Genomic DNA, 26,323 nt, shown 5'->3' with positions numbered 1-26,323 from the left:
CGACCACAGGTCCGGCGCCGGGGGGAAGCGGTCGCGGTCGTCACCCACGGGGGAGGTGACGACCGCGACCACACCGGAAGGAGTGGACCGGGCGCCCGCGTCGCTGTCATGCCAGACCCGGACCGGCCGCTGGTACGGCCGTGGCCACACCTCGGCGTCCTTCAGCGGCGGCCGGAAACGGGTGCCGGCGGTGACCCTGTCCTGCCGCCAGCTCTGCCGGAAGACCTCGTAGCTCTCGGCGTTGCGGTCCCACTGGTCCTCGGGTGTGACGGGGAACAGCTCCCGCTGGGCCGCGCCGTTGCCCTTGCCGATGATCAGGGTGATCGCGAGGAACTTCACGACGCGGCCCGCTCGGGCGTGGCTGCGGTGTCGTGGTCGGCGTCGGGGTGGGCGAGGCCCAGGTGGTCGCGCAGGGTGGTGCCCTCGTAGTCGGCGCGGAACACGCCCCGTTCCTGGAGCAGGGGTACGACCTTGTCGGCGAAGGGGTCGAGGCCGCCGGGGGTGATGTGCGGGACGAGGATGAAGCCGTCGGAGGCGTCGGCCTGCACGAAGTCGTTGATGGTCTGCGCGACCGTGGCCGGGGAGCCGACGAAGGTCTGCCGGTTGCCGGTGTTGATGACCAGGTCGCGGATGGACCACTTGTTGGCCTCGGCGAGCTGCCGCCACTCGCGGGCGATGGCGATCGGGTCCCGGTACATCCGCACCTGGGCGCGGCCCCGGGAGATGTGCTCCTCGCTCACCAACGGGTCGACGTCGGGCAGCGGGCCCTCGGGATCGTACGCCGACAGGTCCCGGTTCCAGACGAACTCCAGGTGCTTGATGGCGGTGGCGCCACTGACCTGCTGCCGGCGCACCTCGCGGGCGAGTTCGGCGGCCTCCTGGTCGGTGTCGCCGAGCACGAAGGTCGCGGCGGGCAGGATGAGCAACTGGTCGGGGCGGCGGCCGTAGTGGGCGAGGCGGGACTTGACGTCCGTGTAGAAGGCCTGGCCCTCCTTCAGCGTGCTGTACCGGCTGAAGATCGCGTCCGCGCCGGCCGCGGCGAACTCGCGGCCCTCGTCGGAGTCGCCCGCCTGGAAGATCACGGGACGGCCCTGCGGGGAGCGCGGCACGTTGAACCGGCCGTGGATGTCGAAGTGCTGCCCCTGGTGCACGAAGGCGCCGGCCCTGGCGTCCCGAAGGAAGGTGCCGGTCGCCTGGTCGGCGAGGATCTCGTCGCCACGCCAGGAGTCGAAGAGCTCGTGCGCGGTGGCGAGGAACTCCTTGGCGCGGGAGTAGCGCTCCTGCTGCGGCAGGAAGCCGCCGCGGCGGAAGTTCTCGCCGGTGAAGGCGTCCCAGGAGGTGACCACGTTCCATGCGGAGCGGCCGCCGGAGAGGTGGTCGAGGCTGGCGAACTGCCGGGCCACCTCGTAGGGCTCGTTGAAGGTGGAGTTGATGGTGCCGGTCAGGCCGAGCCGGTCGGTGACGGCGGCCAGCGCGGCCAGCACGGTGAAGGTGTCGGGGCGGCCGACGACGTCCAGGTCGTAGATCTGGCCGCCCTGTTCGCGCAGCCTGAGCCCTTCGGCGAGGAACAGGAAGTCGAACTTGGCGCGTTCGGCGGTCCGGGCGAAGTGCGCGAAGGAGCTGAACTCGATGTGGCTGCCGGCGGCCGGGTCGCTCCACACGGTGGTGTTGTTGACGCCGGGGAAGTGGGCGGCCAGGTGGATCTGCTTCAGCGGCTTGCTCATGGGGTGCGGTCGTCCTCTCCGGCTGCTCAGGCGATGGCTGCTGCGTAGCGGTTGGCGGGGCGGGCGAGGCCGAGCAGGCCGCGCAGGGTGTCCGCCTCGTAGGCGTCCCGGAAGCGGCCCCGGCGCTGGAGCTCGGGCACCAGGTCGCGGCTGATGCGGGGCAGGTCGTGCCCGGCGACGGCGGGCCGCAGCCGGAACCCGGTCAGCCCGCCGGCCGCCAACTCCTCCAGCAGGTCGGCGAGTTCGACGGCCGTACCGGCGAAGATCCGGGCGTCACTGGCGTACGGCGCACCGGCGAGGGCGTCCAGCCGCTCCCGCCGCGCCCGAGCCTGCGCCCCGCTGTCGTCGAGAAGGACGACGAGGTCACCGAAGACGTGCAGGGTGTCCCCGGCCCGGCCGGCGGCCTGCTGCTCGGCGCGGATCTCGGCGACGATCGCACGTGCCTGCTCCACGTCGTGCGGGGTGACATAGCCGACGTCGGCCTGGCGGGCGACGAGCCGGTACGGGACCGTCTGGTGGGCGAGGGCGGTGACCGGCGGCTGCCCCTGCGGCGGACGCGGGGTGATCGAGGGACCCTTGACGCTGAAGTGGCGCCCCTCGAAGTCGATGTAGTGCAGCTTGTCCCGGTCGATGAAACGGCCCGTCGCCGCGTCCCGGATCTCGGCGTCGTCCTCCCAGCTGTCCCAGAGCCGGCGGACCACTTCCACATGGTCGGCGGCCTCGTCGAACAGCTCGGTGACCACGTCCTGAGCGGCCGGGCTGTCGTAGGCGTCGATCCGGCGGATGGTGCGGCGGCCGAAGTGGGCGGCCTCGTTCGGCCGGGCGGTGATCTGCACGCGCAGGCCCGCGCGGCCGGTGCTGACGTAGTCGAGGGTGGCGATCGCCTTGGAGATGTGGAACGGCTCGGTGTGGGTGGCCACCACGGTCGGGACCAGGCCTATGTGCCGGGTGAGGGGGGCCACGCGGGAGGCGACGAGGACCGCGTCGAGGCGGCCGCGTACCTGGTCGGTGCGCTCGTCGGGGTCGAGGAAGTGCGAGGACTGCGGGCCGAGGCCGTCCTCGATGGTGACGAAGTCGATGAGACCGCGCTCGGCCTCGGCGACCAGGTCGGCCCAGTAGCCGGCGGTGAACAGGTCCCGGGGGCGGGCGACCGGCTCGCGCCAGGAGGCGGGGTGCCAGCCGGTGCCTTCCAGGGCGACGGCAAGGTGCAGTCGGTCGGCGGGAGTTGGGGAGGGAGCTGAGGACACGTCGGTGCCTTCCTTGATGTCCGGACGAGAACACCGGCTCGCGAGGGCAGGCGTCGGCGAGGGCGAGCGCGGCAGAAGGAGGACCTGGCCCTGCAGCCAGGGGAAAGGTCAGTGGCGACAGAGCGCGGCGGACACGCGCTGGAGATCTATGTGCGGCCGGGATATCAGCCGGACGGAGCGGTACGTGCACGGGGCGTACGGCGGGAGTACACGTGTCACGGCCTTCACCTCCGTCCGTCGGCCGTGGCGGGCCCTGTGGCCCGCCCAGTGGATCTCGTCATGACGCACAACGCGCGGCGGGCCGCGGTTGTTCCCGCGCCGCGCACCTCCTCGTGTGTTTCCGCGCCACCTGCACGATGCGGGAGCGTTCCTCTCTCAGGAGTTGCTCAGCGGCAGGCCGGGCGGGTTGACCTCGGACTTGGCGACGGCCTCGTCGGAGAGGTTGTAGGCGGCCAGCCACTTGGCGTACTGCCCGTTCTCGATGAGGTGGTTGATGGCGTCGGCGATGGGCTTGGCCAGCCCGCTGTCCTTCTTGGTGGTGGCCGCGATCAGTCCCTGGAGGCTTGCACCGGCGCCGGAGAAGGTGCCCGCGCTGCGGGTCGGGTCGGGCGACTTGGCGGTCTGGGTGACGTGGTAGGCGACCCCGGGGTTGGCCGCGAAGTAGGCGTCGATCCTGCCGCCGGTCAGCGCCAGATAGGTGGCGTTCTTGCTCTGGTAGTGCTTGACCGTGAGGTTCTTGCCCTCCTTCTTCAGCTTCGCCTGCCACTCCAGGAGGATCTTCTCCTGGTTGGTGCCGTTGTCGACGGCGACCGTCCGGCCCGCGAGGTTCTCGTAGTTCCCGTTGAACTCCCAGGTGCTCTTCTTCAGCACCTCGAAGCCCACGTTGTCCTTGCGGTAGGAGGCGAAGTCGTACTTCTTCTTGCGTTCCTCGGTGTCGGTGATGTTGGCGAAGCCGACGTCGGCCTTGCCGCTGTCGATGCCGACGAACATGTTCTCCCAGGTGTAGTTGGAGATCTGGGGCTTCAGCCCGAGGACCGCGGCGACCAGGCGGCCGAAGTCCGGTTCGGCGCCGGTGAGGGTCTTCTGGTCCGAACCGATGTACGCCAGCGGCGGAAACCCGTCGGGGAGGGCACCGACGGCGATCTTCAGGTTGCCGTTCCTGCGGACGGCGGCGGGCAGTTCGGAGCTGATGGACTTCACCTCGGAGACCTTCAACTCGGTCTGCCGGGCCGCGCCGTTGGACACTCTGCCCACGGTGACCGTGCCGGCCGTGTCGGTCGTGGGGGTGGCGGCGTCGCTGGTGCCACCGCAGGCGGCGAGCCCGGTGGCGAGGGTGGCGACGGCGGTCGCCGCGGTGATGCCGCGTATCAGGCTGCGTCGGGAGAGCTGGGTGGGCATGGCTGTCCTTGTCGTTCGGGAAACTGCGGGGGTTACGGGGGGCAGGGGTTACGGGGGCAGGGGTTGGGGCCAGGGGTTATGGGGCCACGGGTGCTCAGAGGACCTTGGCGAGGAACTCCCGGGTCCGGTCGTGCCGGGGCCTGTCCAGCACCTCGTCCGGCGGGCCCTGTTCGACGATCCGGCCGCCGTCGATGAAGACGATCCGGTCGGCGACCTCGCGGGCGAAGCCGATCTCGTGGGTGACGATGACCAGGGTGGTGCCGCTGGTGGCCAGGTCCTTGATGACGGACAGCACCTCGCCGACCAGCTCGGGGTCGAGTGCGGAGGTCGGCTCGTCGAAGAGGATGATGCCGGGCCGCAGCGCGAGGGCGCGGGCGATGGCGACCCGCTGCTGCTGTCCACCGGAGAGCTGGCGCGGGTAGGCGCCGGTACGGTCGCCGAGCCCGACCCGGGTGAGCAGTTCGCGGGCGAGTTCGCGGGCCTCCGGCCGGGCGAGCCGACCGGTGGCGACGGGCGCGGCGGCGACGTTGTCGAGGACGGTCAGGTGCGGGAAGAGGTTGAAGTTCTGGAAGACGAAGCCGATCCGGCTGCGCTGGGCCAGGATGGCGCGCTCGCTGAGTTCCCTGAGCCGGCCGCCGCTGCCGCGTTTGACGCCGATCAGCTCACCGCCGACGCTGACATGGCCGACCTCGGGTTTCTCCAGGTGGTTGATGACCCGCAGCAGCGTGGACTTGCCGGAGCCGGAGGGGCCGATGACGACGGTGACCTCACCGGGGCGCACGGTCAGGTCGATGCCGTCGAGGACGCGATGGGTGCCGTACCACTTGTGGACGTCGTGGACCTCCAGCGCGGCCGGGGTGGTCTCCAGGGTGTCGGTGGCGGTCATACGGCGGCCTCCCTGCGCAGCCGGGCCCGGAACTCGGCGAGGCCCGTGCGCGCCTTCTGCAGCGGGGTCGGCGGCAGGGTGCGGGTGGCGCCCCGCGCGAAGTACCGCTCGACGTAGAACTGGACGACGGACACGGCGCTGGTGAGGATCAGGTACCAGACGGTGGCGACGAGCAGCAGGGGCACGATGTCGCCGGGGTAGGTGCTGCCCATGGTCTGCACGGAGCCGAAGAGGTCGAGCAGCGAGACGTAGAACACCAGCGAGGTGCTCTTGATCAGGCCGATGAGCTGGTTGACGTAGTTCGGTGTGATGGACCTCAGGGCCTGGGGGAAGACGATCCGGGTGAACTGGTAGCCCCTGGGCAGGCCGAGTGCGGCCGCCGCCTCGTGCTGGCCCTGGTCGACGGAGAGGATGCCGCCGCGGACGACCTCCGCCGCGTACGCCGCCTCGTTGAGGCTGAGCCCGACCACGGCGACCGTCATGTCGGTGGCGAGCCTCGACTCGTCGAAGGTGACGAAGGCGGGCCCGAAGGGGATGCCGAGGCTCACCGTCTTGTACAGGGCCGAGAAGTTGTAGAGGAAGATCAGGACGACGATCAGCGGCACGGAGCGGAACAGCCAGGTGTAGGTCCAGCTCACGGCGCGCAGCACCGGGCTGCCGGACTGCCGGCCGAGGGCCAGCAGGATGCCGCCGAGGAGCCCGAACACCGCGCTGAGGGCGGCGACTTCGAGGGTGACGAGGAGCCCGTCGAGGACGGTGGGGCGCAGGAACCAGTAGCGGAAGCGGTCCCACTGGTAGAACGGGTTCGTGGCCAGTCCGTGCAGGATCTGGGCGACGAGCACGAGGACGGCGGCGGTGGCGATCCACCGGCCGGGTCGCCGCAGCGGCTGAACGCGCTGCGCTTTCAGCGGCTTTGACGGGGTGTCGGCTGACGGCGCCTCGGCGAGGGAGACGGCGGCGCCTGGGGGTTCACTCATGGCGGGCTCCGGCTTGGGTCGGACACCCCGGGTCGCGGCGCACGGGTGCGAGCCGCTGCGGCGCTGCGGCGCGGGGCGGCGCTCGGCGGCGCGTGGGAACCGGGGGCTGGGCGGTCGACGGCACACCTCGGGGGCGGGGTGCGTCAGGAATGCGAGGGGGGAAATGTCAGGAAGGGAGGACTCGGAGGAGAGGTCAGCCCTGACAGCGGGCAGAGCCCGGTGCGGTACACAGTGCGCTGTTGACGCGGAGCAGATCGACGGCGCGGTCGGCGACGAGGAGACCGGCGTACGACCGTACGCAGCCCTGGGGGCGGCTCGCGGCCGTCCTGGGAGCTGCGTACATGGCGTCACCTGTCACTGTTCCGGCCCCGCGGGGCCCTCGCGCTTACCGAAAACGTCATTCCGGTCCGGTCGTCACCTGGGGCACCCCACCGCGATGCGAGGGTTGCCGGTCAGCGAGCCAGGGCTTGGCGCTGACGCTCATGACCGTTCTGAGCCGTAAGTAAGGCAGTTGTCCGTTCGAATGTCAACGGCCGTCCGCCTGCTGGACCTCACCCGTCCCGCTCTCACCTGCGGGAAGGGTCCCCGGCATCCGCGGCGTGGCCCGCCCAGTCCAGGATCTGGACGGCGGCTCCGGCGGCCTCCAGGCCCCTGCAACGGCCGTGGTGGCGGCGGGAGATGCCGTCGAGGTCGAGGTGGCGGCCGAAGGCGGGACGGGCGGCCAGACGGGCGGCGTAGGCCCACAGGGCACGGTGTCCGGCGATGCGGTGGACGGCGGAGGCGTCGAGGTGGCAGCGGTGGACGGTGTCCAACTGCACCAGGGCGCCCCACAGTTCGACGTCGGCGGCGGTGAGCCGCCCGTCGACCAGGTACTCCTCTCCGGTCAGCCGGCTCTCCAGCCGCCCCAGGGTGTCGAGGAGCACCTCGAGGGCGGCGGCCTGCTCGGCGGGGTCGGCGCCGGCCTGCCCGGCGCGCTGCGCGGCCTCCTCGATCCCCTCGGCACACATCCGCTCGACGGCCCCGATGACGGACTCCTGACCGCACGGGTACAGGGCGGGGCCGCCCTCGCGCGGGAACCGGTCGAGGTCACGCAGGATGTCGCGGGCGTGGGTGCTGACGATCCGTCCGGACCAGTCGTCGCTGAGCACGGGCGCGAGGGCCGGGCCGGTGTAGTGGTGGGCGCTCGCCTCGTACAGCGGGCGCAGCGCGGAGTGGCCGCCGCCGGGACAGTCGGGTACGGCGGGCAGGACCGTGACCGGACAACTGCCGTCCAGGCGGAGGAGGCTGTGCCCCACGGCGAGGCGGAGTCCGTCGGGGTCGGCGGTGGACAGATGGAGCCGGTAGCGGTGCGGCACGGCGTAGTGGCCGCTGCGCGCGTCCCGGCCGATCCGGCCCCGGAAGACGGGGGCGGCGCGGTGGACGGACGGAACGGCGGCGAGCGGAGTGATGGACATGCGTCTCCCCGGGTGATGAACGTACGGACGTGCGCGACGGCGAGCGGCGCCGGCCGGTGGCGCGCGGCGCCCCGGCTCAGCGGCAGAGGCTGATCGCGCTGCAGACGCGCAGCAGATCGATGTGCCGACGGGAGGTGAGCAGGGGCGCGCGCAGCGGCGTGCGGCCCGCGAGGCCGGTGCCGGTTCCGAGGCGCGTCATCATTCCCTACCTGTTCACTAGGATTCCCACTCAGGAGTGTCGATCCGGCATCCGGCCACGTCAAGGGGGCGTCCACGCCTGGGACAGGACGCCGCGACGCCCACGCGAGCCACGGGATATTTCACTGCGCAAAGGTCGCTCAAGCTCACTTTTTCCACGATCGGCGGGGTCGGACGCCACAAGAAACGGCGATTTTGCGGCGGGTGGGCACTTACCCGACCATGGGCTCCGTCCCGGCGATCCTGGGACATCTGTTCGATGAGAGGTCCATCCCCCCATGCACGTCACCGGAACCGTCCCCCCGTCGGCTCCGGCCCCCACCGAGGCCCACGAGGTTCCCGCGGAGGGCACGCACAGCACCGCCGGGAAGCACGCCCGCCGCTTCGGCCTGCCGGTCGCGACCGCGCTGGTCATGGGCAACATCATCGGCGGCGGCATCTTCCTGCTCCCCGCCTCCATCGCGCCGTACGGCTGGGTCAGCCTGATCGCCTTCGCCGTGCTGACCGTGGGGGCCATCGCGCTCGCGCTGGTCTTCGGCCGGCTCGCCGCGCGCGACCCCCGTACCGGCGGCCCCTACGTCTACACCCGCGAGGCCTTCGGTGACTTCGCCGGGTTCCTCGCCGCCTGGGCGTACTGGATCACCACCTGGGTGTCGAACGCGGCGCTCGCCGTCGCCGCCGTCGGCTACCTGGACGTGCTGATCCCGGTCAACCACCACAAGTGGACCGCGTGTCTGGCCGCCCTCGCCCTGCAGTGGCTGCCGGCCCTCGCCAACTTCGCCGGCACCCGGTACGTCGGCGCGGTCCAACTGGTGTCGACCGTGCTGAAGTTCGTGCCGCTGCTGCTCGTCGCGGTCGGCGGCCTGTTCTTCTTCGACCCGTCCCGGCTCGGGCCGTTCAACGCCAGTGGTCACAGCGCCGTGGGTGCCGTCTCCGCCTCCGCCGCCCTGCTGCTCTTCTCCTACCTCGGGGTGGAGTCCGCCGCGGTGAGCGCGGGCGAGGTCAGGAACGCCCGCCGCAACGTGGGCCGCGCCACCGTGATCGGCACCGCGGGCGCCGCGCTCGTCTACCTGCTCGGCACGCTGTCCGTCTTCGGCACGGTCGCGCACAACCGGCTGGTGGCCTCCACGGCCCCCTTCTCCGACGCCGTGAACACGATGTTCGGGGGCAGCTGGGGCGGTACGGCGGTGGCGCTGGCGGCGCTGGTGTCGATGACCGGCTGCCTCAACGGCTGGACGCTGCTGAGCGCGCAGACCCCGTACGCCGCGGCCAGGGACGGCCTGTTCCCGGCAGCCTTCGCCCGCCGCCGCCGGGGCGTGCCGACGGTGGGCGTCGGCGTCACCGTCGTGCTCTCCTCCCTGCTCACGGCGTACAACTACCTGTCGGGCTCGGCGAAGGTCTTCGACGTCCTGGTCCTCGTGACCACGTTCACCGCGACCGTGCCGTACCTGCTGGCGACGGCGGCGCAGCTGTTTCACCTGGTCTCCGGCAGGTCGGTGGACCGGGGCCGACTGGTGCGGGACTCGGTGATCACCGCGGTCGCGGCCGCCTTCTCCGTCTGGCTGATGGCGGGCGCCGGTTACGCGGCGGTGTACCAGGGCGTGCTGTTCCTGTTCGCCGGGGTCCTGGTCTTCGCGGTGATGGCGGCGCGCCGGCAGCGGAAGCCGGTGGAGCCGGCCGGGACCGAGGCCCGCACCCGATGAGCGGCCGGTCGCCCGCCGGTCCCCCGGCCCACGGCCGGTAGTTCACGCACGCGGTGCCCCGGCGGGATGAGTCCCCACGGCAGCCGTGCGAGCGTGCCCCGTTCCCGGGGCGAGACCGTAATGACGACCGCAGCGTCCGCACCCACCGGCCTCGAGCACGCGGCGCGCATCACAGCCGGCGAGCCGGGCCACGCGGAGAAGGGCATGGCGGTCGCCGGACCGGCCCCAAGGCTGATCGAACCGACCGGACGGCCCAGCCCGCCCCCACTCCCGGGGCGGGACCGTAATGACGCCCCCAGGGTCCGCACCCACCGCCTCGAGCGCACGGCCCGCACCGCGGCCGACGAGCCGGACCACGCAGACAAGGACATGGCAGTCGCCGGACCGGCCCCAGGGCTGATCGAACCGACCGGACGACGCGTCCGCCGGCTCAGGTGACGATGCGGTAGCGGTGCTCCGGCCGGCCGGTCGCGCCGTAGCGGAGTTCCAGGCGGACCATGCCCTCCTTGACCAGGTAGGACAGATAACGCTGGGCCGTGGCGCGGGAGACGCCGGTGAGTTCGGCCGCCTCGGCCGCCGACACCGGGCCGCCCGCCGAGCGCAGCGCCTGGTGGACCAGGGTCAGGGTGGGCGCCGAGTGGCCCTTGGCCGGTACCCGCGGCACGGCGGGCGGCCGGGCGGCGCTGAACAGGGCGTCCACATCGGCCTGGTCGGTCTCGGCGGCCGGGCCGAGCACCTCCACCCGGTGCTGGAGCTCCCGGTAGGCGGTGAGCCGCTCGCACAGGTCGGGCGAGCCGAACGGCTTGACCAGGTAGCCCACGGCACCGAGCTTCATGGCGCTGCGCACCGACTCGATGTCCCGGTCCGCCGTGATCATGAGGGCGTCGGGGCGGGCGCCGCCCTCGTCCCCCGTGAGCCGGCGCAATACGTCGAGCCCGCTGCCGTCGGGCAGGAAGATGTCGAGCAGCAGCAGGTCGGGGCGCAGTGCCCGGACCTGCTCCAGTGCCTCGACGACCGTCGCCGCCTCGCCGACCACGTCGAAGCCGGGGACGCGGCTCACGTACTCGCTGTGGATATGGCTCACCCGGAAGTCGTCGTCCACGACCAGGGTCCGGATCATCGGCGCTCGCCTCCCGCCGGCACTGCTGTGGTGAACGGTGCTCCCTGCACCGCGAGGGCCGTGTCCGGCAGCGGCAGTACGACCGTGAAGACCGCGCCGGGCCTCTCGCTGACCGTGATGGTGCCGCCGTGCCGTTGCACCAGCCGGTGCACCAGGGCCAGTCCGAGGCCGCGCCGGGCGGTGCCCCGCTCCGGACGGGTGGACCAGCCGTCCTCGAAGATCGACTCGGCCGCCTCCGGCGGGATCCCGGGACCGGTGTCCGCGACCCGGACCCGCATCTCGTGGGAGCTCTCGGTCAGGGTGAGCCGCACCTCGCGGCCGTCGGCCGGGCGCGGTCCCTCGCCGGCCGCGTCGACCGCGTTGTCCAGCAGGTTGCCGACGATCGTCAGCAGCCGGTGCAGGTGCGGCGGCTCCTGGCCGAGGGCCGAGTCGTCGGTCAGCACGATCCGTACCCCGCGTTCGCCGGCGACCGTCGTCTTGGCCACGATCAGACCGACCATGAGCGAGTTCCCGATCCGCCTGCGCACGGACTCGGTGAGCCCCTGGCCGGCACCGGCCGCGCCGACGGCGAACTCGTAGGCGTCGTCGTACTCCCCGATGTCGAGCAGGCCGGCCAGGGTGTGCATGCGGTTGGTGAACTCGTGCTGCTGGGCCCGCAGCGCGTCGGTCAGGCCCCGCACGGAGTCCAGTTCGCGCAGCAGCCCGACCATCTCGGTGCGGTCCCGCACGGTGACCACGGCGCCGAGTTCACGGCCGTGCAGGGTGACCGGCATGCGGTTGACGACGAGGCAGTGCTCGTCGGTCAGGACGCTGACGTCGGTGCCGGTCAGGGTGCCGTCCAGGGCGCGGCGCAGCCGGCCGTCGGGCAGCACCTCCTCGACGGTCCGGCCGAGCGCGGTGCCGAGGCCGAGCAGCCGGCGGGCCTCGTCGTTCACGACGGTGATCCGGCCGTCGGGGTCGAAGGCGACCACGCCCTCGCGGATGCCGTGCAGCATCGCCTCGCGGTCCTGCAGCAGTCCGGCGATCTCCTCCAGTTCCAGCCCGAAGGTGGTCCGCTTCAGCCGCCTGGCCAGCGCATACGCGGCCGCGGCACCGAGGGCGGTGGCGATCGCGGCGTAGAGGCCGAAGGTGGGCAGCTCGCGCCACAGCTCGCTGAGCACATGGCGTTCCGGGATGCCCACCGACACCTCGCCGACCAGCCTGCCCGTCGGCCCTTTCAGCGGGGCCTTGCCGTTGGCGGACCGTCCGGTCGCGCCCTGGTCGGTGCCGACGTGCGTCCGGCCGTCCAGCACCACGAGCGGCTCGGCCACCGGCGAGCCGACCAGCCGCGCCATGGGGTGCGAGTGGCGGACCCCGTGCAGGTCGATCACCACCACGTACGACGCCCCCGACGCGATCCGGATCCGCTCCGCGGCGCGCTGCACCACGTCACCGCCGTCGCCGTGCGCCATGGCCTGCCGGATCTGCGGGTCCGCGGCCGCGGTCTGCGCGATGCCCACGGCCCGCTCCTCATAGGTGCGGTCGAGCGCGGAGCGCTGCGCGAAGGCGAACAGGACGAATCCGATGGCGCCGGTGAGCGCCAGGATGAGGAGCTGGCTCGCGAGGATCCGCGCGGAGAGTCTCCCCCTCCCGCCGCGCCCGATTCGCATACGGATGCGTGTCACAGGTGCCTCTTCGCCTCTGTCCCGCGTGGTGCCGGGCCGGCCCTGCCGCCGGACCCGTGGTGGCGTGATTGTGCCTGATGGCCGAATTCCTGCCCACCCCCGTTTCACTGAGCAGAACGAGCAGAACCCCGGATAACGCGGCTTTCGCGAGATACCTGGGAAACAGCGACGTAACACGAGGTGACCTCTAGCGTCTGCCTTCCTCGACCCCACGAGGTGTGGAAGGAGACGGCCTCACATGGCTTCGCGAAACGATGTCGCGACGAGCCCGATCGCCGGTGCAGCAGAGCGCGAGGACGCGCGCATCGAGATCTCCGGGCTCACCAAGCGATTCATGACCCCTGCCGGTGAGGTGTTCACGGCGCTGCAAGACGTGTCGTTCACCGTGGAACCGGGGCAGTTCTGTGCGGTGGTCGGCCCCACCGGCTGCGGCAAGTCGACCACCCTGAGCATGGTGTCCGGGCTCGACCGGCCCAGCGAGGGCTCGGTCAGGGTCGGCGGTCGCGAGGTGGACGGCGTCACCGACGGCGTCAGCTTCATGTTCCAGGCGGACGCTTTGCTGCCCTGGAAGACCGTCCTCGGCAATGTGCTGATGGGGCCCGTCTTCCGTGGGGTGCCCAAGCAGCAGGCCCAGGCCTCGGCGCGGGACTGGCTGCGCCGGGTGGGCCTCGCCGGCTTCGAGGACCGCTACCCGCACCAGCTCTCCGGCGGTATGCGCAAGCGCGTGGCGATGGCCGCGGCGCTGATCAACGAACCCAAGATCCTGATCATGGACGAGCCGTTCGGCGCCCTGGACGTGCAGACCAAGGCGATCATGTCGACCGAGCTGCTGGACCTCTGGGAGCAGATCCGGCCCTCCGTCATCTTCATCACGCACGACCTCGACGAGGCCGTGGCGCTCGCCGACCGGGTCGTCGTGATGACGTCCAGCCCCGGGTCGGTCAAGGCCGTCTTCGACATCGACCTGCCGCGGCCGCGCGGCGCGGTCCAGGACATCCGCTACCAGCCCCGCTTCATCGAACTCCAGCACCAGATCTGGGACACGCTGCGCGAAGAGGTGGAGCGCGCCTACGCACGCACCGCAGGAGGAAAGGCATGAGCACGACGTCCACCACATCCGCCGTCCCGGTCGCCGACGGCGGGCAGGCCTCGGCCGCGGCCGCCGCCAAACGGGCCGCACGACGCCGTGTCGCGCTGGTCTGGGCGGGCCGCCTCGGCCTCGCCGCATTCATCATCGGCGGCTGGCAGGCGTTCACCACCTGGGGCATCGTCGACCCGTTCTTCTTCGGGCAGCCGTCCGGGATCTGGCACCGGCTGATCGACCTCTTCCAGAACGGCACCGAGTTCGGGTCCTTCTACGCGAACATCTGGACCACCATCCAGGAGGCGCTCATCGGGTTCGCCCTCGGCGCCGGCACCGGAGTGGTGTTCGGTGTGGCGCTGGGCCAGAGCCGCTATCTGTCCGACGTGCTCGGGCCCTACATCAAGATGGTGAACGCGATCCCGCGCATCGTGCTCGGCTCGATCTTCATCGTCGCCTTCGGCATCGGCGTCACCCCGAAGATCCTGCTCGCCGCCGTGCTGGTGTTCTTCATCGTGTTCTTCAACGCCTTCCAGGGCGTCCGCGAGGTGGACCGCAACATCCTCGCCAACGCCCGGGTGCTCGGCGCCTCCCAGCTGCAGATCATCCGGCATGTCATCGTGCCCTCCGCGCTGACGTGGATCATCGCCAGCCTGCACAGCGCGTTCGGCTTCGCCATCGTCGGTGCGCTGGTCGGCGAGGTGCTCGGCGCGCAGAGCGGCCTCGGCCTCGTCATCAAGACCGCGCAGAACAACTTCGACCCCAACGGTGTGTTCGCCACGATGCTCGTCATCGCGGTGATCGTGCTCGGCGCGGAGTGGCTGATCGGCAAGCTCGAACACCGGCTGCTCTCCTGGCGCCCGCCGGCCCCCACCGAGGCCAACAGCCTCTGATCCTCCCCCTTCCCCACCGCCCCTTCCTCAGAACGAAAGAGCCGCCATGTCCAAGAGAATCCTCACCGCGTCCCTCGTCACCGTCCTCGCCCTCGGCGCGGCCACCGCGTGTTCCAGCAGCTCCTCCGGCTCCGGCTCGGGCGGCTCCGGCGGGACCCCGACCGTCAGGCTCATGGTCGGCGGCATCGACAAGCAGATCTACCTGCCGTACCAGCTCGCCCAGAACCTGGGCTTCTACAAGAAGTACGGCGTCAACGTCGTGCTGAGCACCGAGCAGGACGGCGGCACCGGCGCCGAGGACGCCATGGCCTCGGGGCAGGTCGACATGGCGGGCGCCTGGTACAACCACACGATCGACTTCCAGGTGAAGGGCAAGGCGGTGGAGGACGTCGTCCAGCTGTCCGGCGCCCCGGGCGAGCGGGAGATGTGCGCCACCAAGAGCGGGGTGCACTCGGCCGCGGACTTCAAGGGCAAGACGCTGGGCGTCACCGACCTGGGCTCGGGCACCGACACCCTCACCCAGTTCCTGGCCGCCAAGAAGGGCCTCAAGACCAGCGACTTCCACCGGATCGGGGTCGGCGCGGGCTCCACCGCCATCGCCGCGCTGCAGAACGGCAAGGTGGCCTGTGTCATGACGACGCAGCCGACGGTCGCTGCGATCGAGAAGAAGGGGGTCGGCTACTCGGCGGTCGACGTGGCCACCACCTCGGGCGCCCAGGCTGCGACGGGCGGCGCCTGGCCGGCGGCGGGGGTCATCGCCCGTACCGACTGGGTGAACTCGCACAAGGACGCGGTGCAGAAGGTCGTCGACGCGCTCGTGGCCACCATGCACTGGATCGACAAGCACAGCGCGGCCGACATCGCCGACAAGCTGCCGCAGTCGTTCGTGCAGAACCAGCTGGTCACCAAGGCCGACTACGTCTCGGCCCTGACCCAGGACAAGGGCCAGTTCCTCCCGGACGGCATCATGCCGGCCGGCGGTCCCAAGAACGTCCTGACCACGGAGGAGCTGGTGGGCCACGCGACCTCGAAGGTGAACCTCGGCACGACGTTCACCAATGACTTCGCCGTCGCGGCCAACAAGAAGGAGGGCTTCACCACCACGACGACCCCGGCGGGGACGTCCGGCTGATCCTCCGTCACACCGGAATGAGCGGTGGCCGTGTCGGACTGACTCCGACACGGCCACCGACCCGCGTTTCCGCACGTCGGGACGACAGGATTTGAACCTGCGACCCCTTGACCCCCAGTCAAGTGCGCTACCAAGCTGCGCCACGTCCCGTTGCGCTCTCACCCGGGGTGTCCCGCGTGATCACGCAGGTCAACCCTACCGCACCTGAGCGGGTGCCCGTGTCGCCCCCGCGGCGGGGACCGTCGTACGGCCCCGGTGGCGGGCCGGGACGAGGAGGGCGGCGCCGGCCGCGGCCAGGCAGAGGAGGGCGAGCAGGGCCCAGCCGTGGGTGTAGCCGGAGGCGTAGGGCAGGCCGGAGGGCTGGAGGCGGGCGGTGACCAGGACGCTGGTGAGCGCGGCGCCGATGGAGCCGCCGATGGTGCGGATGTTGGCGTTCATGCCGGTGGCGGCGCCGGTCTGCTCGGGCGGCACGCTGCCGACGACCAGGTTGGCCATGGCGGCGAAGGCCAGTCCGATGCCGAGGCCGAACAGCCCGGCCACCACGGCGACCTGCCACGGGGCGTCGTGCCACAGGGTGAGGAATCCGCAGGCCAGCGCGCCCAGTGCGGCCCCCGTGGTGAGGAGCGCCTTGGCGCCGACGCGGGGTTCGAGACGGCCCGAGAGGACGCCGGAGAGGAACATCGCCAGCAGCATGGGGAGCATGAGGAGGCCGGAGGCGGTGACGCTCGCTCCGAAGCCGTAGCCGGCCGCGGACGGCGTCTGGACGAAGCCCGGCAGGAAGGACCAGATCGCGTACATGCCCGCGCCGAAGAGCAGGGCGGCGGCGTTGGTGGTCCACACCGCCGGCAGCCGCATCACGCGCAGGTCGATCAGCGGGCTGCGGGAGCGGGCCTCTGCCGTGAGCCACAGGGCGAAGAGCAGGACGGCGGCGGCGAACAGGCCGAGCACCTTCGGCGACCCCCAGCCCCACCGCCCGGCCTGGCTCAGCGGCAGCAGCAGGGCCACCAGCCACGCGGAGAGCAGCGTGGCACCGTGCCAACTGACCTTCCCCTGGGCCCGCTCGGGCGATTCGGGGACGTACGCCACGGCGATCAGGACCGTCACGGCGACGATCGCCACGGGGATCCAGAAGAGCCAGCGGTAGTCGAGCGCGGAGACGATCGGTCCGGCGGCCACCATGCCGACCCCGCCGCCCGCGGCGATGACGGCGGAGAGATTGCTGATACTGCCGCTCACCTCGGCGGGCGCGAACTCGTCGCGGATGATGCCGAAGGACAGCGGGAACAGGGCGCCGCCGACGCCCTGGACGACCCGGGCGACGATGAGCACGCCGATGTCCGGGGCGAGCGCGGCGACGAGACAGCCCGCGAGAACGGCGAGCAGGACGCCGACGAGGGTGCGCTTCTTGCCGGCGAGGTCGCCGACCCGGCCGAGGATCGGGGTGAAGACCGAGGCGGACAGCAGATAGGCGGTCATCACCCAGGTCGCGGTCGACTGGGAGGCGTGCAGGGCGTGCTGGACGGTCGGCAGGGCCGGCGCGATCAGCGACTGGAGCATCGAGAACACGCCCGCACCGGTCGCGAGGACCGCGAAGGTGAGGCGGGTGGACTTGCGGGGCATGGGAGAGCCTCTCCGGGAGGAGCGCTGGGACGGGCGAGAGGGGCATTCCTGCCGGGCACGTCTGCCCAGGGCGGATCGGCCCCCGCACTGCTAAAGTGGAGGTGCACCTCCACTCTAGCGGAGGTGCCCCTCCGGTTCAACCGAACCGGATGTGTTCCTCCGGTTCATCGATTCCCTCTGGGAGGCACCAGTGACGGCCACGCCGTTCCCCGTCGGCGAGATCGTGGCGGCCCGCCGGCCACACCGCAGGGACGCCGCCCGCAACTACGACGCCCTCCTCGCCGCCGCCCGCGAGGCGTTCGCCGAGCACGGCTCGGACGCCTCCCTGGAGGACATCGCCCGCCGCGCGGGCGTCGGCATCGGCACGCTGTACCGGAACTTCCCCAGCCGCCGCGACCTCTTCGAGAGCGTCTACGCCGACGAGGTCAACGCCCTGTGCGGGGCGGCCGTGGAGGTCGCGGACCTTCAGCCGTGGGAGGCGCTGACGGCCTGGCTGGACCGGTTCGCCGGCTACATGGTCACCAAGCGCGCGGTGCGCGAGGCGCTGAACGAAGAGTCGGAGATCTTCCAGACCTGCCGCGACTCGATGTACGCCGCCGGGGGCCCGCTCCTGGAGCGCGCCCAGCGGGCGGGCGTGGCCCGGCCGGACATGGACTTCACCGACCTGCTGCGGATGGTCGCCGGCATCACCGCCACGGCGTTCGACGACGACGCCCAGCGCGACCGGGTTCTCGCCATCGCGCTGGACGGCGTACGCACCGCCCACTGAGCACGCCCTCGGCAGGACCCGCCTACTTGATGAGCGCGTTCGCCACCACCACGACCACACCGAGCAGCGCGTCGCCCATCCCCATGAGGACGGCCAACGGCCAACTCCGCGACGAGGAGCGGGCAGTGACCAGGCCGAGGGCGAAGAGGATGCCGATGTTGAGGGCGAACGCCGGGTACTCTACGCCGTTCGGCGGCCACCAGCCCCAGCCCGCGCCGGCGAGCAGGAAGACCGTCGGCAGCACGGCCGTGACCAGCGGCCACTCGTCCCGCAGCGTGCGCAGCACGTCCCAGCGGCTGTGCGGGGCGCGTTCGGCGATGTAGTGGGCGTAGCCGTGCGCGAGGGCGGAGGCGAGGGCGGTCACCAGGAGCCACACAGCGTCGTAGCGGCGGCCGGCGGCGGTCGTACGGCCGTACTGGCTGAGCGCCGCCACCATCGAGCTGGCGAGGACGGCGCCGTACACACCGCCGAACAGGACGGCCTCGCGTGTGTCGTGCCGCCGGGGCGGGACCGGGCCGGCCGCGGTGGACTCAGCCATGTTCCCCACGATCACCCGTGCCGCGCCTCCTCGCCAGTCCGCGCGGAGCGACGAACTGTCCTTCCACCAGCCCCGATGCCCCACACACTGTCGGCTTCGGCGCGGCTCGGCGCTGGCTAGGCTCGCCGCATGACGCACAGCTTCGCGCTCCACATCCCCGACGCCGACCTCGAACCCGAGCCCCTCGAGCCGGAACAGATCGTCTCCGGCGACCCCGAGGTCACCGGGAAGGTGGTCTGGGAGTCCCCGGACGGCCGGCAGATCCGTGGCATCTGGCAGATCACGCCGGGCGTGGTCACCGACACCGAGGCCGACGAACTGTTCGTCGTGATCAGCGGCCGCGCGACGATCGAGGTCGAGGACGGGCCGACGCTGACGGTGGGGCCGGGCGACATGGCGGTGCTGCGGGCGGGCGACCGTACGACGTGGACCGTGCACGAGACGCTGCGCAAGGCTTACGCGATCAACCTGTGAGGACCGGGTCAGACTGAACTCAGCCCCTTGACCCCGGCGGTCAGCGCATCGGCCACCGCCGCCGGCGGGGTGTTCGCTGCCCCGCTCGTGCGGGCCAGGAGCGGCAGTTCCACCTGGACTCCGCCGAGGCGCGTCAGGTTGACCGGGTTCCTGGGGTGCACGCCGCGCAGGGACGCCGGGATGGCCCTCAGGTCGGTCACGGCCGGGAACTGCGGGATCCCGGTGGCGAACGCCTCGGCGAGGACGTGGGCCGCGTCCCGGTTGCCGCCGCCGAGGAAGACGGTGTGCGGCGCCTCGGGGCGCAGGTGGCCGTGGAGCGAGACCGTGAGGGCGACCCGCTCCAGGAACTCCCGCAGGAGTGCGCAGTGGTCGACCGCCATGCGCGGGGACGGGATGTGCACGGGCCGCCGTACCCCCGGCTGGGTGAAGACGAGGCTCGTGGCGCCGCAGCGGTGTGCGACGGTCCGGGCCAGTTCGGCGGTGCCGCCCTCGTTGCTGCCGTGCAGGGCCAGCAGACCGATCCCGTTGCCCGGTACGAGGGTCGCGACCATCGGTGTGCCCTCGATCTCCACCTGCTCGGTGCGTGTCACCGCCGCGTCCTCCTCACTCGGCCGTCTGGGCCGGCATGTTGTACGGCGTCACGACCTGGATCGCCGAGGGCAGCAGCGGTCCGGCGGGGGGCAGGGCGCCGTGGAAGCGCATCACCGCGTGGCAGGCCTCCCGCAGATCGTGCCGCAGATCGTGGTGGAGCACGGCGGACAGCCGGTGCTCGCGCAGCAGTCGCGTGTTGTCGCGGTCGAGGTCGTGGGCGATGAACACCGCGCAGGCCCGGCCGAGGTCGGCGAAGGCGCGCAGGGTGGCGTCGTTGCCGCCGCCGATGGAGTACACGGCCCGGATCTCCGGGTCCCGTTCCAGTGCGGCGCGGACCAGGTCGTACTGGGTGACGTCCAGGCCCTGCCCCTCGGCGATCTCCACCAGGGTGCGCTCGGGATGCCGGGCCCGCATCACGCTGCGGAACCCCATCTCGCGCTCCTCCTCGTTGCGGAAGAAGCCGCTGCTCAGGCTGGTGAGGACATGGCCGGGCCGGTCGCCGAGCCACTGGCCCGTCAGATAGGCGGCGGTGGCGCCGGCGGCTCGGTTGTCGCTGCCGACGTAGCCGATCCGGCCGCTGGCGGGCAGGTCGGTGACCAGGGTGACGACCGGGATGCCGGCCGCGGTGAGCCGGCCCACGGCGGCGGTCACCTCGGGGACGTCCGGCGCCTTGAGGATCACGCCCTGGGAGCCGCGCCGGGCGATCCGGTCCAGCGTCCGGACCTGCTCGGCGGCCGGGCCGGTCTCGCGGAAGTGGAAGCGCGAGCGCACCACCGCCGGGTGCAGGGAGGGCAGTTCGGCCTCCAGGGCCGCGCGCACGGCGGTGCTGAACCGCTCCGGCGCCTGGACCACGATGTCGACCATGAACGTACGGCCGACCAGCCGCACCTGGGTGCGCTGCCGGTCGAGGTCGGCGATGGCCCGGTGCACCTCCTGCGCGGTGCTCTCGCGCACCCCTCCCCGGGCGTTGAGCACACGGTCCACCGTGGCCTCGCTGAGACCCGCCTGACGTGCGATCTCCCGGATCGGGAACGGGTGACCCATGAGCCGGCTCCTTGAGGGGTTTTTGATGGCTGGCTGCTGGTTGTTGGAGGGGTTTGTCATGACAAGAATGACAGGGCCGCGCCGCTCCTGTGACCGAAAGAGGGACACCGATGTCCGTCGCCGCCGTACCCGGCCGTACCTGGCTGTCCGAGCAGGACTGCGATCCGGCCGCCTTCCGCGCCCTGATCGAGCGGACCACCCGCCTCGCGGACCACCCGCACGCCGCCTCGGTGACGGAGAACGTCCTGGTGTACGAGGGTGAACGGCTGCGGGAGACCGGTGACCGGCGGGCGTTGGCGGCGGAACTGGTACGCGCCCTGTCCGACGGCCCCGGGATCGTGGTCGTTCGTGAGGCCTTCCCCGACCCGGAGGTCGTCGACCGGGTCACGGACGTGTTCGAGGCGCTGATCGCCGAACAGCGGGCCTCTGGGGCAGGCGCCGGTGACCACTTCGCCGAGCCGGGCGCCAACGACCGGGTGTGGAACGCGCTGGAGAAGACGGCCCTGTACGACCCGGAGGCGTTCGCCGACTACTACGCCAACGACGTCCTGGCCCTGGTCTGTGCGGCCTGGCTGGGCCCCGGCTACCAGGTGACCTCGCAGGTCAACGTGGTCAACCCGGGCGGCGCGGGGCAGACCGCGCACCGGGACTACCACCTCGGCTTCCTGAGCAGCGCGGCCGCGGCCGCCTACCCGGCCCATGTGCACCGGCTCTCCCCTGTGCTCACGCTCCAGGCCGCGGTCGCCCACTGCGACATGCCGGTGGAATCGGGCCCGACGCGCTGTCTGCCGTACTCGCAGCGGTACGAGCCGGGTTACCTGGCGTGGCGGCTCCCCGAGTTCCAGGCGTACTTCGAGGCGCACCATGTGCAGCTCCCGCTCGCCAAGGGTGACGCGGCCTTCTTCAACCCGGCGCTCTTCCACGCCGCCGGCACCAACCGCACGGCGGACGTGCGCCGCACGGCCAATCTGCTCCAGGTGTCCTCCGCCTTCGGGCGCGCGATGGAGACGGTGGACCGCGAGGCGGTGGCGAACGCGGTGTTCCCGGTGCTGTCGCGGCGCGCGGCCGAGGGGGCCGGTGAGGCGTGGCTGGAGAACGTGATCGCGGCGAGCGCCGAGGGCTACCCCTTCCCGACCAATCTCGACAGCGACCCGCCCGTCGACGGCCTGGCCCCGCCGGCGCAGGCGGACGTGCTACGGCGGGCGGTGCGCGAGAGGTGGGCCCCGCAGCGGCTCCGTGCGGAGCTGCGGGCCGGTACCGAACGACGAGCCAGCTGAGGAAGGTCGGCATTCATGGGACATCTCGACGGACTTCCCGACGGACTTCTCCGGGACAAGATCGTCCTGGTCAACGGCGGCAGCCAGGGGGTCGGTGCCGCGATCGCGCGGGCTGCGGTCCGGGAGGGCGCCGTCGTGGCGGTCACCGGCCGCCGCACGCAGCCGGGTGAGGCGCTGGTCGCCGAGCTGGCCTCGGCCGGTGCCAAGGCGATGTTCGTGCGCGCCGATCTGGCGGACGCCGAGCAGGCCAAGGCGGCGGTCGCCGAGGTGGTGGACGCCCACGGCCGCATCGACTGCCTGGTGAACTCGGCCGGGCTGACCTCCCGGGGCACGCTGCTGGACACGACCCCGGAGCTGTTCGACGCGCACATCGCGATCAACCTCAAGGGGCCGTTCTTCGCCATGCAGGCGGCGGTCGCCGACATGGTGGCCCGCAAGGCGCCCGGCACGATCGTCAACATCACCACCTCCTCCGCGCACGGCGGTCAGCCGTTCCTGGCGCCTTACGTCGCCGCCAAGGCGGGCCTCGTGGGCCTGACCCTCCCCCACGCTCGAACCAAACTCGCGCGGGGGGACCCCCATCGCCGCGCACGCCCACCGCTGGGACCGGATCCGGATCAACGGCCTGAGCATCGGCTGGACCGCGACGGAGGGCGAGGACGCCACCCAGCGCGCCTTCCACGGAGGCGGCGACGACTGGCGCGAGCAGGCCGCGGCGCAGCTGCCGATGGGCAGGCTCGGCCAACCGGACGAGATCGCCGACTTCGTGGTCTTCCTGCTGTCCGACCGGTCAGGGGTGGTCACGTGGTCGGTGATCGACTGGGACCAGAACGTCCTCGGCGGACTCGACTGACTTTCCTGACGGAACATTCGTACACAAGGAGCATCATGCGCATCGGAATCCTCGGCCTCGGCCGCATCGGCGCCTTCCACGCCGAGACCCTCTCCGGACTGGACGCCGTCGAGTCGCTCGTCGTCACCGACCCGTTCGCGGACGCGGCCAAGGCCGCCGCCGAGCGGTTCGGGGCCGAGGTCGTGGACTCGCCGGAGGCGCTGCTGGCCGCCGGCGTGGACGGCATCGTGGTGGCGGCCGCGACCGATGCCCACCCCGCCCTGATCCTGGCCGGCGTCGAGGCCGGCGTCCCGGTCTTCTGTGAGAAGCCCGTCGCGAAGACGATGAGCGAGGGTGTCGAGGTGCTGCGGGCCGTCCGGAGCAGCGACGTGCCGATCCAGATCGGCTACAACCGCCGCTTCGACGCGGGCTTCTCCGCCGCGCGGGCCGCCGTACAGGCGGGCGAGCTGGGCAAGCTCCACACGGTCCGCTCCACGACCCTGGACCCGGCGCCGCCGCCGGCCGCGTACATCGCCGCCTCCGGTGGCATCTTCCGCGACTGCTCCGTGCACGACTTCGACATCATCCGCTGGGTGACGGGCCGCGAGGTCACCGAGGTGTACGCGGTCGGCGGCAACCGGGGCGCCGACTACATCAGGGCCGCGGGCGACGCGGACACCACCGGGGCGATCCTCACCCTGGACGACGGCACCATCGGGGTGGTCTCCAACTCCCGTCACAACGCCCGGGGTTACGACGTCCGCATGGAGCTCCACGGCTTCGCCGACTCCATCGCGGTCGGCCTGGAGGACAAGCTCCCGCTGCGCTCGGTCGAACCGGGCGTGACCTTCCCGTCGGGCAGGCCGCACGACTTCTTCATGGACCGCTTCACCGATGCCTACCGCGCCGAACTCACCGCGTTCACCGAGGTCGTGGCCGGCACCCGCCCCTCCCCCTGCACCGTCGAGGACGCCCTGGAGGCGGGCTGGATCGCCGAGGCCTGCACCCTGTCCCGCCAGGAGCACCGGCCGGTGACGATCGCGGAGGTCCGGCAGGCCTGAGACATGCGGGCGGCGCCGGGCGGAGGTGCCCGGCGCCGCCTCGCTGTCTCAGCCGCAGTAACGGATCAGCCACTCGTCGGGGTTGTAGGTGTCCCGCGCCGGGTCGGGCGAGGTGGCCGGCCTGGTCTCGACCATGTCCTCGGGGCGTATCCGCTCGGGCAGCGTGCCGAAGCGGTCGTGGCGCAGGAGGGCCGGGTCGGTCCTGTCCTGGGCCGCCTTGCGGGGTTCGGTGCGGTGTGTCATCTCGTCCTCCCGTCTGCGCGGGCGTCCCCCGTCGTCGTGCACAACGCCCGCGTGCCCCCGGTTGGTTCCCGGACGCCTGCCGGCGGAATCCTGTCAGGCTCCGCAGGAACGCAGGAACCGCCGCGTCCGCACCGCGATCGGCAGGGGCTTGTCCGGCTCGCACGGATACATGTCCTGCTCGACGATCGCGAACAGGTCCACGCCCAGCCGCTGCGCGGCCTGCAGGACGGGTCCCAACTCGGGGACGCCGGAAGGCGGTTCACACATCACTCCGCGCTGCACCGCCGGCCCGAACGGCACCCCGCCCGCGATCACCTCGGCGAGGACCTCCGGGTCGACCTGCTTGAGGTGCAGATAGCCGATGCGCTCGCCGTAGGTCTCGATGAGCTTGACGCTGTCCCCGCCGCAGTAGGCGTAGTGCCCGGTGTCCAGGCACAGGTTGACCAGCTCGGTGTCGGTCGAGTCCAGGAAGCGCTCGACGTGGGCCTCGGTGTCGATGTGGGTGTCGGCGTGCGGGTGGACCACGATGTCCAGGCCGTACGTCTCCTTGACCTCGTGGCCGAGCCGTTCCATGCCCTTGGTCAGGTGCGCCCACTGCTCGGCGGTCAGCTCCGGCGGCTCCAGGATCTCGGCGGTCTTGTCGTCCCGCCAGAAGGACGGGATGACCACCAGGTGCCGCGCGCCCATCGCCTGGGTGAGCGCGGCGACCTGGCTGACATGCGCCCAGGTCTCCGCCCAGACGGACGGGCCGCGGTGCATGCCGGTGAAGACCGTGCCCGCGGAGACCTTCAGGTTCCGCCGGGCCACCTCGTCCGCGAGCCGCGCGGGGTCGGTGGGCAGGTAGCCGTAGGGGCCGAGTTCGATCCACTCGTAGCCGGCCTCGGACACTTCGTCGAGGAAGCGTTCCCAGGGCACCTGCCGCGGGTCGTCGGGGAACCAGACGCCCCAGGAGTCGGGGGCCGAGCCGACCCGGATGCGGTCCAGCGGGGTGGGAGTGGCCATGGTCAGGGGGTTCCTTCCGCAGAGGGCGCGACGGGTGCGGTGAGGTCGCTCTCCTCGGGGAGTTCCTCGACGTCGACGCCGCGCACCTGGGCCAACTCGTGTTTGAGGGCGGCGAGTTCGGCGCCGCCGGCCATGTGGTTGGTCAGTTCCTCCAGGCTGACCTCGCTGCGCGAGGCCGACAACTCCAGGGTGCCCAGGCGCAGGACGCTGAAGTGGTCGCCGACCATGTAGGCGTGGTGGGGGTTGTGGGTGATGAAGATGACGCCGAGGCCGCGGTCGCGGGCGGCGGCGATGTACTTCAGCACCACCCCGGACTGCTTGACGCCGAGGGCGGCGGTGGGCTCGTCCAGGATGAGCACGCGGGCGCCGAAGTAGACGGCGCGGGCGATGGCCACGCACTGGCGCTGGCCGCCGGAGAGGGTGCCGATGGGCTGCTCCAGGTCATCGAGGACGATGCCCATCTCGCGCAGTTCGTGGTCGGCGGTCTTCTTCATCCCGGCGATGTCGAGGCGGCGCAGCGGCCAGGGGCCCTTGGTCATCTCGGAGCCGAGGAAGAAGTTGCGCCACACCGGCATCAGGGGGACGGTGGCCAGGTCCTGGTAGACCGCCGCGATGCCCTTGTCCAGGGCCTCGCGCGGGCTGGAGAAGCGCACCGGGGCGCCGTCGACGAGGAACTCGCCCTCGGTGTGCTGGTGCAGCCCGGAGACGATCTTGATGAGGGTGGACTTGCCCGCGCCGTTGTCGCCCAGCACACAGGTGACCTGGCCGGCGTGCACCTTCAGGTCGACGCCGTGCAGGGCACGGATGTTGCCGTAGGACTTGCCCGCCCTGCACAGTTCGACCAGCAACGCGTCCTGCTGGGGCACGGCGTCCTGGACGACCGCGCCGTGGGTTCCGGATGTGTTGTCAGTCATCGGTTTACCTCCGGGTCGCCGTGCGCTGGACCCACAGATTGATCAGGACGGCGCCGAGCAGCATCACGCCGAGGAAGGCCTTGAACCAGTCGGGGTTCCAGCCGGCGTAGACGATGCCCTGGTTGACCATGCCGAACATGAAGGCGCCGAAGACCGGGCCGATGGCCGAGCCGGCGCCGCCGGTGAGCAGGCAGCCGCCGATGACGGCCGCGGCGATGTAGATGAGCTCCTGGCCGACGCCCTCGCCGGACTGCACGGTGTTGAAGGAGAACAGGTTGTGCATGCCGATGAACCAGGCGCCGAAGCCGACCAGCATGAACAGCGAGATCTTGGTGAAGGTCACCGGGACACCGACGGCCCGCGCGCTGTCCTTGTTGCCGCCGACGGCGAAGATCCAGTTGCCGTACCTGGTGCGCAGCAGCACCCAGGTGGCCAGGGCGGCGTAGACCAGCCACCACACCACCGTGATCTTCACCTGGAC

At 71.6% G+C, this 26,323-nt stretch carries 28 protein-coding genes, 1 tRNA gene, 2 pseudogenes and 1 riboswitch; of the genes and pseudogenes, 10 read left to right on the top strand and 21 right to left on the bottom strand.

Annotated features, from left to right (window positions below; genetic code table 11):
* Positions 1–45: 45 nt before the first annotated feature.
* The 10 genes and pseudogenes from ACWC2T_RS31915 to ACWC2T_RS31870 form a co-directional block, all read right to left on the bottom strand.
* A pseudogene (locus ACWC2T_RS31915) lies at positions 46–324 on the bottom strand (LLM class flavin-dependent oxidoreductase); the annotation flags it as partial.
* Positions 325–335: 11 nt separating this feature from the next.
* Positions 336–1,724, bottom strand: coding sequence for an NtaA/DmoA family FMN-dependent monooxygenase (locus ACWC2T_RS31910; protein WP_450673812.1), 1,389 nt, complete (start codon positions 1,722–1,724; stop codon positions 336–338).
* A gap of 26 nt (positions 1,725–1,750) precedes the next feature.
* Positions 1,751–2,971: an LLM class flavin-dependent oxidoreductase gene (locus ACWC2T_RS31905; RefSeq protein WP_450673811.1), complete on the bottom strand. Its 1,221-nt coding sequence runs from the start codon at positions 2,969–2,971 to the stop codon at positions 1,751–1,753.
* A 108-nt stretch (positions 2,972–3,079) separates the two neighbouring features.
* Entirely contained in the window at positions 3,080–3,190 is a 111-nt protein-coding gene (locus ACWC2T_RS31900) for a putative leader peptide (RefSeq protein ID WP_450673810.1), read from the bottom strand.
* 156 nt (positions 3,191–3,346) lie between these two features.
* Entirely contained in the window at positions 3,347–4,369 is a 1,023-nt protein-coding gene (locus ACWC2T_RS31895; RefSeq protein ID WP_450673809.1) for an ABC transporter substrate-binding protein, read from the bottom strand.
* A gap of 94 nt (positions 4,370–4,463) precedes the next feature.
* On the bottom strand, positions 4,464–5,255 hold the full coding sequence (locus tag ACWC2T_RS31890; protein WP_450673808.1) for an amino acid ABC transporter ATP-binding protein: 792 nt from the start codon (positions 5,253–5,255) through the stop codon (positions 4,464–4,466).
* A complete protein-coding gene (locus tag ACWC2T_RS31885) occupies positions 5,252–6,232 on the bottom strand; it encodes an amino acid ABC transporter permease (protein WP_450673807.1) in 981 nt (326 codons plus the stop codon). Before ACWC2T_RS31885 ends, ACWC2T_RS31890 begins: the two co-directional genes overlap by 4 nt.
* 193 nt (positions 6,233–6,425) lie before the next feature.
* A complete protein-coding gene (locus ACWC2T_RS31880; RefSeq protein WP_159045524.1) occupies positions 6,426–6,575 on the bottom strand; it encodes a hypothetical protein in 150 nt (49 codons plus the stop codon).
* Positions 6,576–6,608: 33 nt separating this feature from the next.
* A riboswitch (SAM riboswitch) is annotated at positions 6,609–6,720 on the bottom strand.
* Between the two features lie 78 nt (positions 6,721–6,798).
* Positions 6,799–7,686 (bottom strand): glutathione S-transferase C-terminal domain-containing protein, encoded by an 888-nt coding sequence (locus ACWC2T_RS31875; RefSeq protein ID WP_450673806.1) that lies wholly within the window; start codon positions 7,684–7,686, stop codon positions 6,799–6,801.
* Between the two features lie 76 nt (positions 7,687–7,762).
* Complete coding sequence (locus ACWC2T_RS31870; protein WP_450673805.1) at positions 7,763–7,885, bottom strand: putative leader peptide; 123 nt, start codon at positions 7,883–7,885, stop codon at positions 7,763–7,765.
* 277 nt (positions 7,886–8,162) lie between these two features.
* On the opposite strand from ACWC2T_RS31870, the gene ACWC2T_RS31865 reads away from it, so the two are divergent.
* Complete coding sequence (locus ACWC2T_RS31865) at positions 8,163–9,587, top strand: amino acid permease (RefSeq protein WP_450673804.1); 1,425 nt, start codon at positions 8,163–8,165, stop codon at positions 9,585–9,587.
* Between the two features lie 120 nt (positions 9,588–9,707).
* Positions 9,708–10,025: a hypothetical protein gene (locus ACWC2T_RS31860; protein WP_450673803.1), complete on the top strand. Its 318-nt coding sequence runs from the start codon at positions 9,708–9,710 to the stop codon at positions 10,023–10,025.
* On the opposite strand, the gene ACWC2T_RS31855 is transcribed toward ACWC2T_RS31860, so the two are convergent.
* Together ACWC2T_RS31855 and ACWC2T_RS31850 are read right to left on the bottom strand one after the other, a co-directional pair.
* The gene (locus ACWC2T_RS31855) at positions 10,018–10,707 is read right to left on the bottom strand and encodes a response regulator (RefSeq protein ID WP_450673802.1); all 690 of its coding nucleotides are present in this window, start codon (positions 10,705–10,707) and stop codon (positions 10,018–10,020) included. The genes ACWC2T_RS31860 and ACWC2T_RS31855 overlap by 8 nt on opposite strands.
* Positions 10,704–12,356: an ATP-binding protein gene (locus tag ACWC2T_RS31850; protein WP_450673801.1), complete on the bottom strand. Its 1,653-nt coding sequence runs from the start codon at positions 12,354–12,356 to the stop codon at positions 10,704–10,706. The genes ACWC2T_RS31855 and ACWC2T_RS31850 overlap by 4 nt, the downstream gene beginning before the upstream one ends.
* Before the next feature lie 349 nt (positions 12,357–12,705).
* Here ACWC2T_RS31850 and ACWC2T_RS31845 point away from each other — a divergent pair, with 349 nt between their 5' ends.
* Genes ACWC2T_RS31845 through ACWC2T_RS31835 form a run of 3 tightly spaced genes read left to right on the top strand, consistent with a single transcriptional unit; the run spans position 12,706 to position 15,477 of the window.
* Positions 12,706–13,470, top strand: coding sequence for an ABC transporter ATP-binding protein (locus tag ACWC2T_RS31845; RefSeq protein ID WP_450673858.1), 765 nt, complete (start codon positions 12,706–12,708; stop codon positions 13,468–13,470).
* Positions 13,467–14,345 (top strand): ABC transporter permease, encoded by an 879-nt coding sequence (locus ACWC2T_RS31840; RefSeq protein ID WP_450673800.1) that lies wholly within the window; start codon positions 13,467–13,469, stop codon positions 14,343–14,345. Before ACWC2T_RS31845 ends, ACWC2T_RS31840 begins: the two co-directional genes overlap by 4 nt.
* Before the next feature lie 46 nt (positions 14,346–14,391).
* A complete protein-coding gene (locus tag ACWC2T_RS31835) occupies positions 14,392–15,477 on the top strand; it encodes an ABC transporter substrate-binding protein (RefSeq protein ID WP_450673799.1) in 1,086 nt (361 codons plus the stop codon).
* Positions 15,478–15,553: 76 nt separating this feature from the next.
* Here the strand turns inward: ACWC2T_RS31835 and ACWC2T_RS31830 are convergent.
* A tRNA-Pro gene (locus ACWC2T_RS31830) sits at positions 15,554–15,627 on the bottom strand.
* 45 nt (positions 15,628–15,672) lie between these two features.
* Complete coding sequence (locus ACWC2T_RS31825) at positions 15,673–17,097, bottom strand: MFS transporter (protein WP_450673798.1); 1,425 nt, start codon at positions 17,095–17,097, stop codon at positions 15,673–15,675.
* Between the two features lie 190 nt (positions 17,098–17,287).
* Between ACWC2T_RS31825 and ACWC2T_RS31820 the strand changes: the two genes are divergently transcribed.
* Complete coding sequence (locus ACWC2T_RS31820; protein WP_450673797.1) at positions 17,288–17,866, top strand: TetR/AcrR family transcriptional regulator; 579 nt, start codon at positions 17,288–17,290, stop codon at positions 17,864–17,866.
* Positions 17,867–17,888: 22 nt separating this feature from the next.
* Here ACWC2T_RS31820 and ACWC2T_RS31815 read toward each other — a convergent pair whose 3' ends face one another.
* Positions 17,889–18,404, bottom strand: a complete 516-nt coding sequence (locus ACWC2T_RS31815) for a hypothetical protein (RefSeq protein ID WP_450673796.1) — start codon at positions 18,402–18,404, stop codon at positions 17,889–17,891.
* Positions 18,405–18,533: 129 nt separating this feature from the next.
* On the opposite strand from ACWC2T_RS31815, the gene ACWC2T_RS31810 reads away from it, so the two are divergent.
* Complete coding sequence (locus tag ACWC2T_RS31810; protein WP_450673795.1) at positions 18,534–18,878, top strand: cupin domain-containing protein; 345 nt, start codon at positions 18,534–18,536, stop codon at positions 18,876–18,878.
* An 8-nt stretch (positions 18,879–18,886) separates the two neighbouring features.
* Here ACWC2T_RS31810 and ACWC2T_RS31805 read toward each other — a convergent pair whose 3' ends face one another.
* Together ACWC2T_RS31805 and ACWC2T_RS31800 are read right to left on the bottom strand one after the other, a co-directional pair.
* Positions 18,887–19,468, bottom strand: coding sequence for a poly-gamma-glutamate hydrolase family protein (locus ACWC2T_RS31805; RefSeq protein ID WP_450673794.1), 582 nt, complete (start codon positions 19,466–19,468; stop codon positions 18,887–18,889).
* 13 nt (positions 19,469–19,481) lie between these two features.
* A complete protein-coding gene (locus ACWC2T_RS31800; protein ID WP_450673793.1) occupies positions 19,482–20,513 on the bottom strand; it encodes a LacI family DNA-binding transcriptional regulator in 1,032 nt (343 codons plus the stop codon).
* Positions 20,514–20,623: 110 nt separating this feature from the next.
* Between ACWC2T_RS31800 and ACWC2T_RS31795 the strand changes: the two genes are divergently transcribed.
* From ACWC2T_RS31795 to ACWC2T_RS31785, 3 genes and pseudogenes are all read left to right on the top strand, one after another.
* Positions 20,624–21,790 carry a phytanoyl-CoA dioxygenase family protein gene (locus ACWC2T_RS31795; RefSeq protein ID WP_450673792.1) on the top strand — a complete coding sequence of 389 codons (1,167 nt, stop codon included), beginning with the start codon at positions 20,624–20,626 and terminating at the stop codon, positions 21,788–21,790.
* 15 nt (positions 21,791–21,805) lie between these two features.
* Positions 21,806–22,643: pseudogene (locus ACWC2T_RS31790) on the top strand (SDR family oxidoreductase).
* Positions 22,644–22,678: 35 nt separating this feature from the next.
* Complete coding sequence (locus ACWC2T_RS31785; RefSeq protein WP_450673791.1) at positions 22,679–23,683, top strand: Gfo/Idh/MocA family protein; 1,005 nt, start codon at positions 22,679–22,681, stop codon at positions 23,681–23,683.
* 48 nt (positions 23,684–23,731) lie between these two features.
* On the opposite strand, the gene ACWC2T_RS31780 is transcribed toward ACWC2T_RS31785, so the two are convergent.
* From ACWC2T_RS31780 to ACWC2T_RS31765, 4 genes are all read right to left on the bottom strand, one after another.
* Entirely contained in the window at positions 23,732–23,926 is a 195-nt protein-coding gene (locus ACWC2T_RS31780; protein WP_450673790.1) for a hypothetical protein, read from the bottom strand.
* 93 nt (positions 23,927–24,019) lie between these two features.
* Complete coding sequence (locus tag ACWC2T_RS31775) at positions 24,020–24,928, bottom strand: sugar phosphate isomerase/epimerase family protein (protein ID WP_450673789.1); 909 nt, start codon at positions 24,926–24,928, stop codon at positions 24,020–24,022.
* Between the two features lie 2 nt (positions 24,929–24,930).
* Positions 24,931–25,842, bottom strand: coding sequence for an ATP-binding cassette domain-containing protein (locus ACWC2T_RS31770; protein ID WP_450673788.1), 912 nt, complete (start codon positions 25,840–25,842; stop codon positions 24,931–24,933).
* A 4-nt stretch (positions 25,843–25,846) separates the two neighbouring features.
* The coding region (locus ACWC2T_RS31765) for an ABC transporter permease (RefSeq protein WP_450673787.1) at positions 25,847–26,323 on the bottom strand (477 nt) is incomplete at its 5' end.

It is taken from the genome of Streptomyces sp. NPDC001393, from assembly GCF_053597455.1.
Note: the sequence above shows the minus strand (reverse complement) of the source record. Positions and strands in the feature narration are given on the sequence as shown.